This window comes from Bradyrhizobium sp. WSM4872 (assembly GCF_055811715.1).
Genome location: NZ_JBVVPT010000021.1, coordinates 73,348 through 86,186, shown reverse-complemented (window position 1 = coordinate 86,186; position 12,839 = coordinate 73,348). Strand labels below are relative to the sequence as shown.

Below are 12,839 nucleotides of genomic sequence, written 5' to 3'. Positions count from 1 at the left end.
TCTCCTTCGAAATTCTTTACTTGAACGACCGTCGTTTGGTTCGTGCGTCAGACCGCCTCGGCGCCGGAGATGATCTCGATCAGCTCCTTGGTGATCTGGGCTTGACGGGTTCGGTTGTAGATCTGGGTTTGCTTGCGGATCATTTCGCCCGCGTTGCGGGTGGCGTTGTCCATCGAGCTCATCTGGGCGCCATAGAACGAGGCGTTGTTTTCCAGCAGCGCGCGGAAAATCTGTACCGCGATATTCCGCGGCAACAGGCCGGAGAGGAGCTCGTCTTCCTCCGGCTCGTAATCGTAGGACGTCGACGGCGCATTCGCCGCCTTTTCTTCCACGGTCAGCGGAATGATCTGCTGCGCGGTCGGGACCTGGGCGATGACCGACTTGAACTGCGCGTAGAACAACGTGCAGACGTCGAATTCGCCGTTGTCGAAGCGGGCCAGAACCTTCTTGGCGATGTCCTCGGCGTTGAGGAAGCCGAGCTGACGAACGCCGCGCAGGTCGAGGTGCTCGACGATCTGTTTGTCGTAGAGGCGACGGAGCTGCTCGTAGCCCTTGCGGCCGACGCAGAAAAATTTGACTTCCTTGCCCTGCGCCATCAGCGTCTGGGCGCGCTCGCGCGCGAGGCGCACGATCGAGGAGTTGAACGCGCCGGACAGGCCACGCTCGCCGGTGCAGACCAGCAGCAGGTGAACCTGATCCTTGCCGGTGCCGCCCAGCAGCACCGGCGCGCCGGGCGAACCGGCGGCAGCGCTGGCGATGTTGGAGATCACCGCGCTCATCTTGTCGGCATAGGGCCGCGCCGCCTCGGCCGCTTGCTGGGCGCGGCGCAATCGGGACGCTGCGACCATCTGCATGGCCTTGGTGATCTTCTGCGTCGCCTTTGTGGAGGCGATGCGGACGCGCATGTCTTTAAGTGACGCCATTCTTCGTTCACCCCGGCGGTTCGATCCCCTGGATCAAGCCGCTAGCCTATCCCAGTCGTCATGCCCGGGCGTGTCCCGGGCATCCACGTCTTCGTCTCCATGCGGTGAGGCACGGAAGGCCGGGACAAGAAGCCCGGCCTTTGCGACCGTTCTCTTATGCGAAGCTCTTGGCGAAACCTTCGACCACCGACTTCAGCTTGGCGGCGGTGTCGTCGGAGAGATCGCGGCTGTCGCGGATCGCGTTGAGGATCTCGACGTTCTTGCCGCGCAGCAGCGACAACAGACCGTCCTCGAACGCGCGCACCTTGTTGACCGGAAGCGGATCGAGATAGCCGTTGGTGCCGGCCCAGATCACGCAGACCTGCTCTTCCATCTTCAGCGGCGCGAACTGCGGCTGCTTCAGGAGCTCGGTCAGACGCGAGCCGCGGTTGAGCAGGCGCTGGGTCGAGGCGTCGAGGTCGGAGCCGAACTGCGCGAACGCCGCCATTTCGCGGTACTGCGCGAGCTCGCCCTTGATCTTGCCGGCGACCTTCTTGGTGGCCTTGGTCTGCGCCGAGGAGCCGACGCGCGACACCGACAGACCGACGTTCACCGCGGGGCGGATGCCCTGGAAGAACAGGTCGGTTTCGAGGAAGATCTGGCCGTCGGTGATCGAGATGACGTTGGTCGGAATGTAGGCCGACACGTCGTTGGCCTGGGTTTCGATGACCGGCAGCGCCGTCAGCGAGCCCGAGCCCTGGTCCTTGTTCAGCTTCGCCGCGCGCTCGAGCAGGCGGGAATGCAGATAGAACACGTCGCCCGGATAGGCTTCGCGGCCCGGCGGGCGGCGCAGCAGGAGCGACATCTGGCGGTAGGCGACGGCCTGCTTGGACAAATCGTCATAGATGATGACGGCGTGCATGCCGTTGTCGCGGAAGTACTCGCCCATGGTGCAGCCGGTGAACGGCGCGATGTACTGCATCGGCGCCGGATCGGACGCGGTGGCGGCGACGATGATCGAATATTCCAGCGCGCCCTGCTCTTCCAGCACCTTCACGAACTGGGCAACGGTCGAGCGCTTCTGGCCGATCGCGACGTAGACGCAATACAGCTTGATGTTCTCGTCCGGCTGCGCGTTGAGCGGCTTCTGGTTGAGGATGGTGTCGAGCGCGATCGCGGTCTTGCCGGTCTGACGGTCACCGATGATCAGCTCGCGCTGGCCGCGGCCGATCGGGATCAGGGCGTCGATCGCCTTGAGGCCGGTCGCCATCGGTTCGTTCACGGACTTGCGCGGAATGATGCCGGGCGCCTTGACGTCGACGCGCATGCGCTTGTCGGCCTGGATCGGGCCCTTGCCGTCGATGGGATTGCCGAGCGCGTCGACGACGCGGCCGAGCAGGCCCTTGCCGACCGGCGCGTCCACGATGGCGCGGGTCCGCTTGACGGTCTGACCTTCCTTGATCTCACGGTCGGCGCCGAAAATGACGATACCGACGTTGTCGGTTTCGAGGTTCAGCGCCATGCCGCGGGTGCCGTTCTCGAACTCGACCATTTCACCGGCCTGGACGTTATCCAGGCCGTAAACGCGGGCGATGCCGTCGCCGACGGACAGCACCTGTCCGACTTCGGAGACTTCAGCTTCCTGGCCGAAATTCTTGATCTGGTCCTTGAGGATCGCGGAAATTTCCGCGGCGCGGATGTCCATCAGCCTGCCTCTTTCATCGCGTGCTTGATCGAATTGAGTTTGGTGCGAAGCGAGCTATCGATCATCCGGCTGCCAAGCTTGACCACGAGGCCACCGATGATCGAGGGATCGACCTTCACGTTGAGCGCGACGTCCTTGCCGGTCACCGACTTCAGGGCAACCTTGAGGGCGTCGAGATTCTTGTCCGATAGCGCCTCCGCCACGGTGACGTCGGCCGTGGCCTCGCCCTTGAACTTGGCGACCAGGGCGCGATAGGCGCGGATGACGTCAGCCACCGCGAACAGGCGGCGGTTGGCGGTCAGCACTTTCAGGAAATTGGCGGAGATGCCGGCGATGCCCGCCTTGTCCAAAACGGCCGAGAGGGCCCTGGACTGGGCGTCGGCCGCGAAAACCGGGCTGCGAACGAGGCGCTTCAGATCGGCGCTTTCGTTGAGCATGCCCTCGAATTTCTCGAGATCGGCTTTGACCTCGTCGACCACTTTCTGGTCGCGGGCCAGTTCAAACAAGGCCGTTGCATAACGGCCCGACACACCGGAAACGGACGTATCTTCTGCAGCCACAGACGTGCTCTTTTTGCTGTCAAACTCGCAAGGGAAAAACCGTCGCCACAAAGCGGCGCCTAGCGATCCAAGCCCTTGGAATTCAAGCGGGACTTCGATTTTCGACCCCGCACGGAAGTGCCGGGCTCGTTAAAATCGCGGCTTTGCTAACATAGCAGGCGCGCACGTGCAACATGACGCCAAATTAAAGGCATGACGTTATGTCGCCAGTTCGTCGCACTCCACGACGACGCGACGATGACCTGCCACGCCGCGGAATTGCCACAGCGCTTAAGTCAGCCCGTGAGCCGACGCCGGCGATTTGTTCCTGCCCTCAGCGCATAGCGGCCATGAACACGGATCGCTGAGGCGTGATTCCGGGCGCATCCGCTTCACTCGCCGAATACTTACCCAATTCTAAATGCGGGAAGCGATGACTTCGTTTTACAGTATTTGTAAGTAATACGGAGGTTAATGAATCGTTAAAATCCAAGATTACGGAATATCGGCCGAATATCCCCGCCGGTAACAAGATATTACATGAAGACACAGAACGGATTTACTGCCCAATTCACGCCTCATTAGGAATCGAAACGCGGTCCCGCTCGCAAACTTACGGGGGCTCCACTTGCCACATATGTGGCAATACTAGCTTAGGGACCAATATATGCTTTGTTTGAAGACGCTGGGCTCTGTGACCCGGCCGCGTACGGCGATCGCCTTTGTTGCCGCAACTCTTCTCATCGGTGGAACTGCCACCGAAGCTTCCGCCAAATCCCGCCATCACCATCGGTATTCCCACCATCATCACCGCCACCACGCCCAGAACGATGCCAACACGACCTCCGATTGGCGTAACGCCAATGCGTCGATGACGCCGTCGCAGGGCACCGGACGTTCCTTCTCCGGCATGGCTTCCTTTTACGGGAATGAGTCCGGCAGCAGGACCGCCTCGGGCCAGCGCTTCAACCAGAACGCCATGACCGCGGCGCACCGTTCGCTGCCGTTCGGCACCAAGCTGCGCGTCACCCATGGCGGCTCGAGCGTCATCGTCACCATCAACGACCGTGGCCCGTTCATTCGCGGCCGTGTCCTCGACCTCTCCACGGGCGCTGCCCGCGCCATCGGCCTCACCGGCGCCGGCGTCGGCCGCGTCACCGCGGAAGTCGTCTCCTAAGGCGCGCGACGCCTGAAACAAGCCCGCCGTCTTGGGGGACGGCGGGCTTTTTTACGTGCTGTCATTCCGGGGCGCGACGAAGTCGCGAACCCGGAATCCATTCCCCCACCAACTCTGCCGCCCGATGGATTCCGGGCTCGCGCTATGCGCGCCCCGAATGACAACCGGCCTACAAAAAGCTCTGCGGATCGACGTCGACTTCGAGCTTTTGATTGCCCTTCGGCTTCGGGCATACGGCAAGCCAGTTGCGCAGATAATCCGACAGGTCGAAGCCGCGCGCGGATTTCACCAGAATGCGGAAGCGGTAGCGGCCCTTGATGACCGCGAGCGGGGCTTCCGCCGGGCCCAGCACCACAACGCGCTCGTCGCGCGGCGCGAGCGCGACGAGGTGGCGGCCAAAGCCCTCGGCGCTCGGCCGGTCGCCGGCGGAAATGATCAGGCTCGCGAGCCGCCCGAACGGCGGATAGAGCGTGCGTTCACGCAAATCGATCTCGCTGTCGTAGAAGGCTTCGCGGTCGCAGGCGATCAGCGCCTTCATCACGGGATGATCGGGCTGGTGGGTCTGGAGATAGCCGATGCCACGGCCCTGCTCGCGCCCGGCGCGGCCGATCACCTGGTTGAGCAATTGCCAGGTGCGCTCGGAGGCGCGCGGATCGCCATTGGACAGGCCGAGATCCGCATCGACCACGCCGACCAGATTGAGCCGCGGGAAATTGTGGCCCTTGGCCACGAGCTGCGTGCCGATGATGACGTCGACGCGACCCTCCGCGATGTCATTCAGCTCGGAGCGCATCGTCTCGATCGAGGTGATGAGATCGCTCGACAGCACCATGGTGCGCGCCTCCGGGAACAGCGCGGCCGCCTCTTCCTGCAAGCGCTCGACACCGGGCCCGACCGCGACCAGCGATTCCTCCGCCGCACAATGCGGACAGGTCTGCGGGCGCGGCATCGAGAAGCCGCAATGGTGACAGACGAGGCGCTGGCGGAAGCGATGATCGACCAGCCAGGCATCGCAGATGGTGCAGGCGAAGCGATGGCCGCAGGCGCGGCACAGCGTCAACGGCGCATAGCCGCGGCGATTGAGAAACAATAGCGCCTGCTCGCGCCGCTCGATCGCGGTCCTGATCTCGGAGGCCAGTCGCGGCGAGATGAAGCGGCCGCGCGCCGGCGGCTCGCGGCGCATGTCGATGGCCTCGATATGCGGCATGTGCTGGCCGCCGAAGCGCGACGGCAGCGCGATGCGCTGATAGCGGTTCTTGCGCGCATTGACCTCGGATTCGACCGACGGCGTCGCCGACGCCAGCACGATCGGGACCTTTGCGATGTGCGCGCGCACCACCGCCATGTCGCGGGCGTGATAATGCACGCCCTCGTCCTGCTTGTAGGCCTGGTCGTGCTCTTCATCGACCACAATGAGGCCGAGATTGGCGTAAGGCAGAAACAGCGCCGAGCGCGCGCCGACCACGACCGGCGCGCTGCCCTCGGAGATCGCCGCCCAATTGCGCGCGCGGGTGCGCGGCGTCAGCTCGGAATGCCATTCCAGAGGGCGCACGCCAAAACGTTGCGCGAAGCGATCGAGGAACTGGCCGGTGAGCGCGATCTCCGGCATCAGGATCAGCGACTGCTTTCCGCGTCGGGTCGCCTCGGCCACGGCTTCGAAATAAACCTCGGTCTTGCCCGAGCCGGTGACACCATCGAGCAGCGCGACGTGAAAGCTGCCGTTGGCGGCGAGCGCGCGCATGGCATCGACCCCGGCGCGCTGGAGCGGCGAAAAATCCGGCCGGCTGAAATCCGGATCTGGGGCCGGCGGCGGCGGAGCCGGCGGCATCGGCTCGACCGTGAGCGTGCCTTCGTCGACGAGGCCGTCGATCACGCCAGCCGAAACGCCGGCCTCCCTGGCGGCTTCCGACTTGCCGTGCAGCAGCCGGTCCGACAGCACCTGGATCAGGCGCTGCCGCGCCGGCGTCAGACGTTTTGGCGGATCGCCGACCAGGCGCACGCCAGCGCGCACCCGCTCGGGGCCGAGGTTCTCGCCCATCCGCAGGCACATGCGCAGCACCATGCCGCGCGGGCTCAGCGTGTAATTGGCGATCCAGTCCACGACCGCACGCAGCTCGGGCTTCAGCGGCGGGATGTCGAGCTTTTCGCTGACCTCCTTGAGGCGGTTGTGCAGGCGCGGATCCGGATTGGCGTTTTCGGCCCAGACCACGGCGAGCACCTCGCGCGGGCCGAGCGGCACGCCGATAATATCGCCCGCCTTCAGCTCCATCCCGCGCGGCACCTTGTAGGAATAGGTCTGGTCGAGCGCGACCGGCACCAGCACGTCGACCATGCGGGTCGCGTTGGCGGAAACGGCGTTGCTGCGCGACGTGTGATCCATGAGGGGGAATCGGAACCCGGGGGCTTCAAGGCTAGCGCCCTGAGGCGGCCTTAGCGAACGATAAACGAGTGTGATGCGATATACTGAGTGGAATCACCACGTCCAGAGCGCATGAGCAAAGCGGCCGCCCCACAGATCGAGCTCGCCAGCGCCGATCCTGATATCGCGCAGGAGATGACGCGCTGGCTGTCGCATCTCGGCGCGGAGCGACGGCTGTCGCCGAAGACGCTGGAAGCCTATGCCCGCGATTTGCGGCAGTGCTTGAATTTCCTCTGCGGCCATTGGGGCGAGCGGGTGACGCTGAAGCGTTTCGCCGCGCTGGAGGCCACCGATATCAGGGCCTTCATGGCGATGCGCCGCGCCGACGATATTGCCGGTCGCTCGCTGATGCGCGCACTCGCGGGGCTGCGCTCGTTCGGCCGCTTCCTTGAGCGCGAAGGCAAGGGCAAGGTTGGCGCGCTCTCGGCGATCCGCGCGCCGAAAGTCGCAAAGAGCCTGCCAAAGCCGTTGCCGATGGCGTCGGCCAAGCGTCTTGCGGACGCCGACGAGCGCGCCGGCGAGGACCGCGAGACCTGGATTCTGGCGCGCGATGCCGCGGTGATGGCGCTCCTCTACGGCTCGGGCCTGCGCATCTCCGAAGCGCTGGGGCTGACGCGCCGCGAGGTGCCGCGTCCCGGTGAAGGCGACGTGCTGATCGTAACCGGCAAAGGCAACAAGACCCGCATGGTGCCGGTGCTGCAGAACGTGCTCGCGCTCGTGCAGGAGTACGTCGCGATGTGCCCGTATCCGCTGCCGGCGGAGGGGCCGATCTTCGTCGGCGCACGCGGCGGGCCCTTGAGCCCGCGCATCATCCAGCTCGCGATGGAGCGGCTGCGCGGCGCGCTCGGCCTGCCCGATAGCGCCACGCCGCACGCGCTCCGGCATTCCTTCGCCACGCACCTGTTGTCACGCGGCGGCGATTTGCGCGCGATCCAGGAATTGCTCGGCCATGCCTCGCTCTCGACCACGCAGATCTATACCGGCATCGATGCCGAACGGCTGCTGGAAGTTTATGCCAGCGCGCATCCCCGTCGCTGATGCTGACATGAAGCTGTCATAGCAAGCCTCTCGGCGCGCATGCCTCTTGCGCGGCGCCCGCGGTTCGGTCAATCGTGGGGAACCGAGCCAGGAGGGACTTATGAGCGCACATGAAAGCATGGAGCATGCCGAGCACGCCGAACACGCGTCCGGCTCGAACAAGAAGATCGCGCTCCTGATTGCCGTTCTGGCGCTGTTCCTGGCGATCTCCGAGACGCTCGGCAAGGGCGCGCAGACCGAATCGATCAGCAAGAACGTCGAGGCCTCCAACCTCTGGGCGTTCTTCCAGGCCAAGAGTATCCGCCGCACCATGGTGCAGAGCATGGCGGACCAGGGCAAGCTCATCCTCGGCGCGGCGAGCGATGAGGCCAACAAGGTGGCCGTGCAGAAGCAGATCGAGGACTGGCAGAAGACCGCGCAGCGCTACCGTTCCGAGCCAGAGACCGGCGAAGGCACCGAGCAGCTGGCCGAAAAGGCCAAGCACGCCGAGCATGAGCGCGACGAGGCGACTGCGAAATATCATCACTTCGAACTGGCATCCGCGGCCTTCCAGATCGGCATCGTGCTGGCGTCGGCCACCATCATCACCGGCATGATCGCGCTCGCTTATGTCGCCGGCCTGCTGACGATCGCTGGGCTCGTCATGACCGGGCTCGGCCTGTGGCTGCCGCATCTGCTGCATTTGCATTAGCGAAAACGAAAACGCGTGGTTTGACGCCACACACGCAGTGTCATGCCCCGGCTTGACCGGGGCATCCAGTACGCCGCGGCTTCTCCGTATCCATTGCCCTCTCTGGAATACTGGATCGCCCGGTCAAGCCGGGCGATGACAGCGAGTGTGCGGCGAACCTTCAACGCGCTTCGTGCACGCTCTTGCGAAAGCGCTGGATCAGGCGGAGCGTGCGGGAGGACCAGCCTTCGCCGTTGCCGGCGATCAGCTCGCGGATGCGCCGCTTGATCGGATCGACCAGCTCGGCGGCCTTGGCACGCAGCTTCAGCACCAGATCATAGAGCCGCTCGAACCACGCCATCTCCATCAGCTTGTCGCGCGTCACATCGAACACGAAGGCGGTGACGCCGACCCCGAGCAGCTTTGCGAACACGATGGTGAAGACCGCGCTGGTCCAGTATTCGTGCGTGAGCAGCCACAGGCCGACCAGCTTGAGCGGAAACAGCGGAATGATGGGCACGGCGAACACGATCAGCGTCATCGCCGGCGACAGCGCATCGACGCGGTCCGACAGCCATTGCTTGAGCCGCGCGAGCGGGACAATTGCGACAACCCGCGCAACGATCGGTTCGAGATGGTCCCACAGCCAGGCTTCGATCAGGAAGATGATCGCGAGCAGGACCCAGACCGGTTGAAGCAGGCGGCGTAGCATGTGTTTCCCGCCCGATTCGGCGCTGGGCGCCACCTACATATGGATGGCCCGCTTGCCGACTGCAAGCGCGGCCTCCTTGATGGCCTCCGAGCGGGTCGGGTGCGCGTGGCAGGTGCGCGCGAGATCCTCCGCGCTGCCGCCAAACTCCATGAGAACAGCCGCCTCGTGGATCATTTCCCCGGCTTCGCGGCCGATTATGTGCACGCCGAGCACGCGATCGGTCTTCGCATCTGCGAGAATCTTCACAAAGCCGTCGGTGGTCTGGTTGACCTTGGAGCGGCCGTTGGCGGTAAAGGGAAACTTCCCGACGGTATAAGCCACGCCCGCCTGCTTCAGCTCCTCCTCGGTTTTACCGACGGAGGATACTTCCGGCGTGGTATACACGACGCCGGGGATAACATCGTAGTTCACGTGGCCGGCCTGCCCGGCGATGATCTCGGCAACCGCGACGCCTTCATCCTCGGCCTTGTGCGCGAGCATCGGACCCGCGACGACGTCGCCGATCGCATAGACGCCCTTCACGCTGGTGGCGAAGTGCGGATCGATCTGCACGCGGCCGCGATTGTCGAGCGCAACGCCGGCTTCCTTCAGGCCGAGCCCCTCCGTATACGGCACACGGCCGATACAGACGAGAACGACGTCGGCTTCCAGCGTCTCGGCAGCGCCGCCGGCGGCGGGCTCGACCGTCGCCTTCAGCGTCTTGCCGGAGGCGTCCACGCCCGTGACCTTGGCACCGAGCTTGAACGCAAAGCCCTGCTTCTCCAGGATGCGCTGGAATTGCTTGGCGATCTCGCCGTCCATGCCGGGCAGAATGCGGTCGAGGAATTCGACGACGACGACTTCGGCGCCGAGACGGTGCCAGACCGAGCCGAGCTCGAGGCCGATCACGCCGGCGCCGACGATCAAGAGCTTGCCGGGGACCTTGTCCAGCGACAGCGCGCCGGTCGACGATACGATGCGCGTCTCGTCGATCTCGATGCCCTTGAGACGCGCGATGTCCGAGCCGGTGGCGATCACGATGCTCTTGGTTTCGATGATTTGCGACTTGCCGTCGGCGGAGACTTCAACTTTGCCGGTGCCGAGAATCTTGCCGGCGCCCTTGAGCACGTCGATCTTGTTCTTCTTCATCAGGAACTCGACACCCTTGACGTTGCCGTCGATGCCCTGCTGCTTGAAATTCATCATCGCAGGCAAATCGAGCTTCGGCGCGGAAACGCTGACGCCCATCTTGGCGAAGGAATGCCCGGCCTCCTCGAACATTTCGGAGGCGTGCAGCAGCGCCTTCGACGGCATGCAGCCGACATTGAGGCAGGTGCCGCCGAGCGTCGCGTTCTTTTCGACCACGGCGACTTTCATGCCGAGCTGCGCTGCACGGACCGCGCAGACATAACCGCCCGGTCCGGTGCCGATGACGACGAGATCGTATGCCATGAGAGAAAGTCCCGTAAGTTTAGCGTTGAGGGATGTGTCAGCGTCCGCGCGGCGCGTCAGCGTCCGCCGGACACATCGAGAATGGCTGAGGTGACGTAGGAGGCATCGTCCGACATCAGCCAGACGATGGCATTGGCAACTTCATCGGCAGTACCGACGCGCTTCATCGGCACCATATGGGCCAGGCGATGGGCGCGGTCGGGCTCACCGCCGGCAGCGTGGATTTCGGTGTCGATCAGGCCGGGGCGGATGCCCGCGACGCGAATGCCCTCGCCGGCAACCTCATAGCCGAGGCCGATGGTGAAGGAATCAATCGCGCCCTTGGACGCTGCATAGTCGACATAGGTGTTCGGCGCGCCGAGCTTGGCAGCAACCGATGACAGATTGACGATGACGCCGCCCTGGCCGCCGTGCCTGGTCGACATCCGCTTCACCGCTTCGCGCGCGCAGAGGATGGAGCCGGTGACGTTGACCGCCATCACGCGCTGGATGCGCTCGGCCGACATCTCATCGACGCGCACGCCACTGGTCCCGACGATACCGCCATTGTTGACGAGCGCGCCGAGCGTGCCGAATGCGTCTGCGGCCTTGAACAGCGCCAGGATGTCGCTTTCCTCGGCGACGTCGCATTTCACCGCGATGGCCTTGCCGTTGCTGGCAGCGATCTCGGCGACCACCTCGTCGGCGGCCGTCTTATTGCTGGCATAGCCGACCACGACACGGAAGCCGCGCGCGGCCGCCGCAATCGCGGTCGCGCGGCCAATGCCGCGGCTGCCGCCGGTGATGACAACGACTTTATCGGTCACGCGCGCCTCCATGGTTCGACACGCGCCGTCGCGAAAGGCGACGGCGCTCGCAGAGCATCAGGGATCAGAGATCGAGCACCAGGCGCGCCGGATCTTCCAGGCTCTCCTTGACGCGAACCAGGAAGGTCACGGCTTCCTTGCCGTCGATGACGCGATGATCGTAGGACAGCGCGAGATACATCATCGGGCGGACCTCGATCTTGCCGCCGACGACCATCGGCCGCTCCTGGATCTTGTGCATGCCGAGAATGCCGGACTGCGGCGCGTTCAGGATCGGGGTCGACATCAGCGAGCCGTAGATGCCGCCGTTGGTGATGGTGAAGGTGCCGCCCTGCATCTCGTCGATCTTGAGCTGGCCGTCACGGGCGCGGCGGCCGAAATCGGCGATGCCCTTCTCGATGTCGGCGATCGACTTGTTGTCGCAGTCGCGCACCACGGGCACGACGAGGCCCTTGTCGGTGCCGACGGCGACGCCGATGTGATAGTAGTTCTTGTAGATCAGATCGGTGCCGTCGATCTCGGCGTTGACGGCCGGGATGTCCTTCAGTCCCTGCACGACGGCCTTGGTGAAGAAGCCCATGAAGCCGAGCTTCGAGCCGTGCTTCTTCTCGAACGCATCCTTGTAGTGCGCACGCAGCGCCATGACGTTGGTCATGTCGACCTCGTTGAAGGTCGTGAGCATGGCGGCGGTGTTCTGCACGTCCTTGAGCCGGCGCGCGATGGTCTGGCGCAGCCGGGTCATCTTGACGCGCTCTTCGCGGGCGGCGTCATCGGCCGGCGAGGGTGCGCGAACCTGAACCGCGGCGGCGGGCTGGTTGACCGGGGTCGGCGCCGAGGCCGCACGCTCGATTGCGGCGAGCATGTCGCCCTTGGTGACGCGACCGTCCTTGCCGGAGCCCGGAACGGTCGAGGCGTCGATGCCGGTCTCGGCCGAGAGCTTTCGCACGGAGGGAGCGAGGGGAGAGTCGGCCGGCGGTGCTTTCGCGGCAGCGGGGGCGGCGGCTGGGGCCGCCGCGGCGGGAGCAGGCGCGGGCGCGGCAGCCGGCTTGGCGGGCGTCTTTGCGACGCCAGCCGTGCCCTCGGTGATCTGCCCGAGCAGCGCACCGACCGCAACGGTCGTGCCATCTGCGGCGATGATCTCGCTCAGCGTGCCGGCGGAAGGCGCCGGGACTTCGATGGTGACCTTGTCGGTCTCGAGCTCCACCAAGGGCTCGTCGACGGCGACGGGATCGCCGGCCTTCTTGAACCAGCGGCCGATGGTGGCCTCGGTGACGGATTCGCCGAGGGTCGGCACACGAATTTCAGTCATGGTCTTTTCCTTAAGGAGATCGCCAATGCGGTCGTGAATTTCACAGGTGTCATGCCCCGCGAAGGCGGGGCATCCAGTACTCCGCGGCGTTCGTGGTCATCACGGCCGTCACGGCGTACTGGATCGCCCGC

Annotated in this window: 11 protein-coding genes; 3 read left to right on the top strand and 8 right to left on the bottom strand. The window is 64.7% G+C overall.

The window, feature by feature from the left end; all coding sequences use genetic code 11:
• Positions 1-47: 47 nt before the first annotated feature.
• The 3 genes from AC0L3C_RS25055 to AC0L3C_RS25045 all read right to left on the bottom strand — a co-directional run bounded on the left by AC0L3C_RS25055 (position 48) and on the right by AC0L3C_RS25045 (position 3,167).
• A complete protein-coding gene (locus AC0L3C_RS25055) occupies positions 48-923 on the bottom strand; it encodes a F0F1 ATP synthase subunit gamma (protein ID WP_473264773.1) in 876 nt (291 codons plus the stop codon).
• A gap of 154 nt (positions 924-1,077) precedes the next feature.
• Positions 1,078-2,607: a F0F1 ATP synthase subunit alpha gene (gene atpA, locus AC0L3C_RS25050; RefSeq protein ID WP_007604342.1), complete on the bottom strand. Its 1,530-nt coding sequence runs from the start codon at positions 2,605-2,607 to the stop codon at positions 1,078-1,080.
• Positions 2,607-3,167, bottom strand: a complete 561-nt coding sequence (locus AC0L3C_RS25045; RefSeq protein WP_027566412.1) for a F0F1 ATP synthase subunit delta — start codon at positions 3,165-3,167, stop codon at positions 2,607-2,609. Before AC0L3C_RS25045 ends, atpA begins: the two co-directional genes overlap by 1 nt.
• A gap of 646 nt (positions 3,168-3,813) precedes the next feature.
• On the opposite strand from AC0L3C_RS25045, the gene AC0L3C_RS25040 reads away from it, so the two are divergent.
• Positions 3,814-4,323 carry a septal ring lytic transglycosylase RlpA family protein gene (locus AC0L3C_RS25040; protein ID WP_027566411.1) on the top strand — a complete coding sequence of 170 codons (510 nt, stop codon included), beginning with the start codon at positions 3,814-3,816 and terminating at the stop codon, positions 4,321-4,323.
• A 169-nt stretch (positions 4,324-4,492) separates the two neighbouring features.
• Here the strand turns inward: AC0L3C_RS25040 and AC0L3C_RS25035 are convergent, their stop codons facing one another.
• Positions 4,493-6,703 carry a primosomal protein N' gene (locus AC0L3C_RS25035; RefSeq protein ID WP_473409199.1) on the bottom strand — a complete coding sequence of 737 codons (2,211 nt, stop codon included), beginning with the start codon at positions 6,701-6,703 and terminating at the stop codon, positions 4,493-4,495.
• 111 nt (positions 6,704-6,814) lie between these two features.
• Here AC0L3C_RS25035 and AC0L3C_RS25030 point away from each other — a divergent pair, with 111 nt between their 5' ends.
• A complete protein-coding gene (locus tag AC0L3C_RS25030; protein ID WP_473264771.1) occupies positions 6,815-7,780 on the top strand; it encodes a tyrosine recombinase XerC in 966 nt (321 codons plus the stop codon).
• Positions 7,781-7,880: 100 nt separating this feature from the next.
• Positions 7,881-8,471: a DUF4337 domain-containing protein gene (locus tag AC0L3C_RS25025; protein ID WP_473264770.1), complete on the top strand. Its 591-nt coding sequence runs from the start codon at positions 7,881-7,883 to the stop codon at positions 8,469-8,471.
• Positions 8,472-8,631: 160 nt separating this feature from the next.
• On the opposite strand, the gene AC0L3C_RS25020 is transcribed toward AC0L3C_RS25025, so the two are convergent.
• Genes AC0L3C_RS25020 through odhB form a run of 4 tightly spaced genes read right to left on the bottom strand, consistent with a single transcriptional unit; the run spans position 8,632 to position 12,708 of the window.
• Positions 8,632-9,162, bottom strand: a complete 531-nt coding sequence (locus tag AC0L3C_RS25020) for a hypothetical protein (RefSeq protein ID WP_473264769.1) — start codon at positions 9,160-9,162, stop codon at positions 8,632-8,634.
• 33 nt (positions 9,163-9,195) lie between these two features.
• Entirely contained in the window at positions 9,196-10,593 is a 1,398-nt protein-coding gene (lpdA, locus tag AC0L3C_RS25015; protein ID WP_473281568.1) for a dihydrolipoyl dehydrogenase, read from the bottom strand.
• Positions 10,594-10,649: 56 nt separating this feature from the next.
• Positions 10,650-11,411 carry an SDR family oxidoreductase gene (locus AC0L3C_RS25010; protein ID WP_473409198.1) on the bottom strand — a complete coding sequence of 254 codons (762 nt, stop codon included), beginning with the start codon at positions 11,409-11,411 and terminating at the stop codon, positions 10,650-10,652.
• Between the two features lie 52 nt (positions 11,412-11,463).
• Entirely contained in the window at positions 11,464-12,708 is a 1,245-nt protein-coding gene (odhB, locus tag AC0L3C_RS25005; RefSeq protein ID WP_473264766.1) for a 2-oxoglutarate dehydrogenase complex dihydrolipoyllysine-residue succinyltransferase, read from the bottom strand.
• Positions 12,709-12,839 lie beyond the last annotated feature (131 nt).

Excerpts from the sequence above, each read along its gene's own strand:
- AC0L3C_RS25055 (WP_473264773.1), bottom strand. The coding sequence starts at position 923 with ATGGCGTCACTTAAAGACATGCGCGTCCGCATCGCCTCCACAAAGGCG.
- atpA (WP_007604342.1), bottom strand. The coding sequence starts at position 2,607 with ATGGACATCCGCGCCGCGGAAATTTCCGCGATCCTCAAGGACCAGATC.
- AC0L3C_RS25040 (WP_027566411.1), top strand. The coding sequence starts at position 3,814 with ATGCTTTGTTTGAAGACGCTGGGCTCTGTGACCCGGCCGCGTACGGCG.
- AC0L3C_RS25035 (WP_473409199.1), bottom strand. The coding sequence starts at position 6,703 with ATGGATCACACGTCGCGCAGCAACGCCGTTTCCGCCAACGCGACCCGC.
- AC0L3C_RS25030 (WP_473264771.1), top strand. The coding sequence starts at position 6,815 with ATGAGCAAAGCGGCCGCCCCACAGATCGAGCTCGCCAGCGCCGATCCT.
- AC0L3C_RS25025 (WP_473264770.1), top strand. The coding sequence starts at position 7,881 with ATGAGCGCACATGAAAGCATGGAGCATGCCGAGCACGCCGAACACGCG.
- AC0L3C_RS25020 (WP_473264769.1), bottom strand. The coding sequence starts at position 9,162 with ATGCTACGCCGCCTGCTTCAACCGGTCTGGGTCCTGCTCGCGATCATC.
- lpdA (WP_473281568.1), bottom strand. The coding sequence starts at position 10,593 with ATGGCATACGATCTCGTCGTCATCGGCACCGGACCGGGCGGTTATGTC.
- AC0L3C_RS25010 (WP_473409198.1), bottom strand. The coding sequence starts at position 11,411 with ATGGAGGCGCGCGTGACCGATAAAGTCGTTGTCATCACCGGCGGCAGC.
- odhB (WP_473264766.1), bottom strand. The coding sequence starts at position 12,708 with ATGACTGAAATTCGTGTGCCGACCCTCGGCGAATCCGTCACCGAGGCC.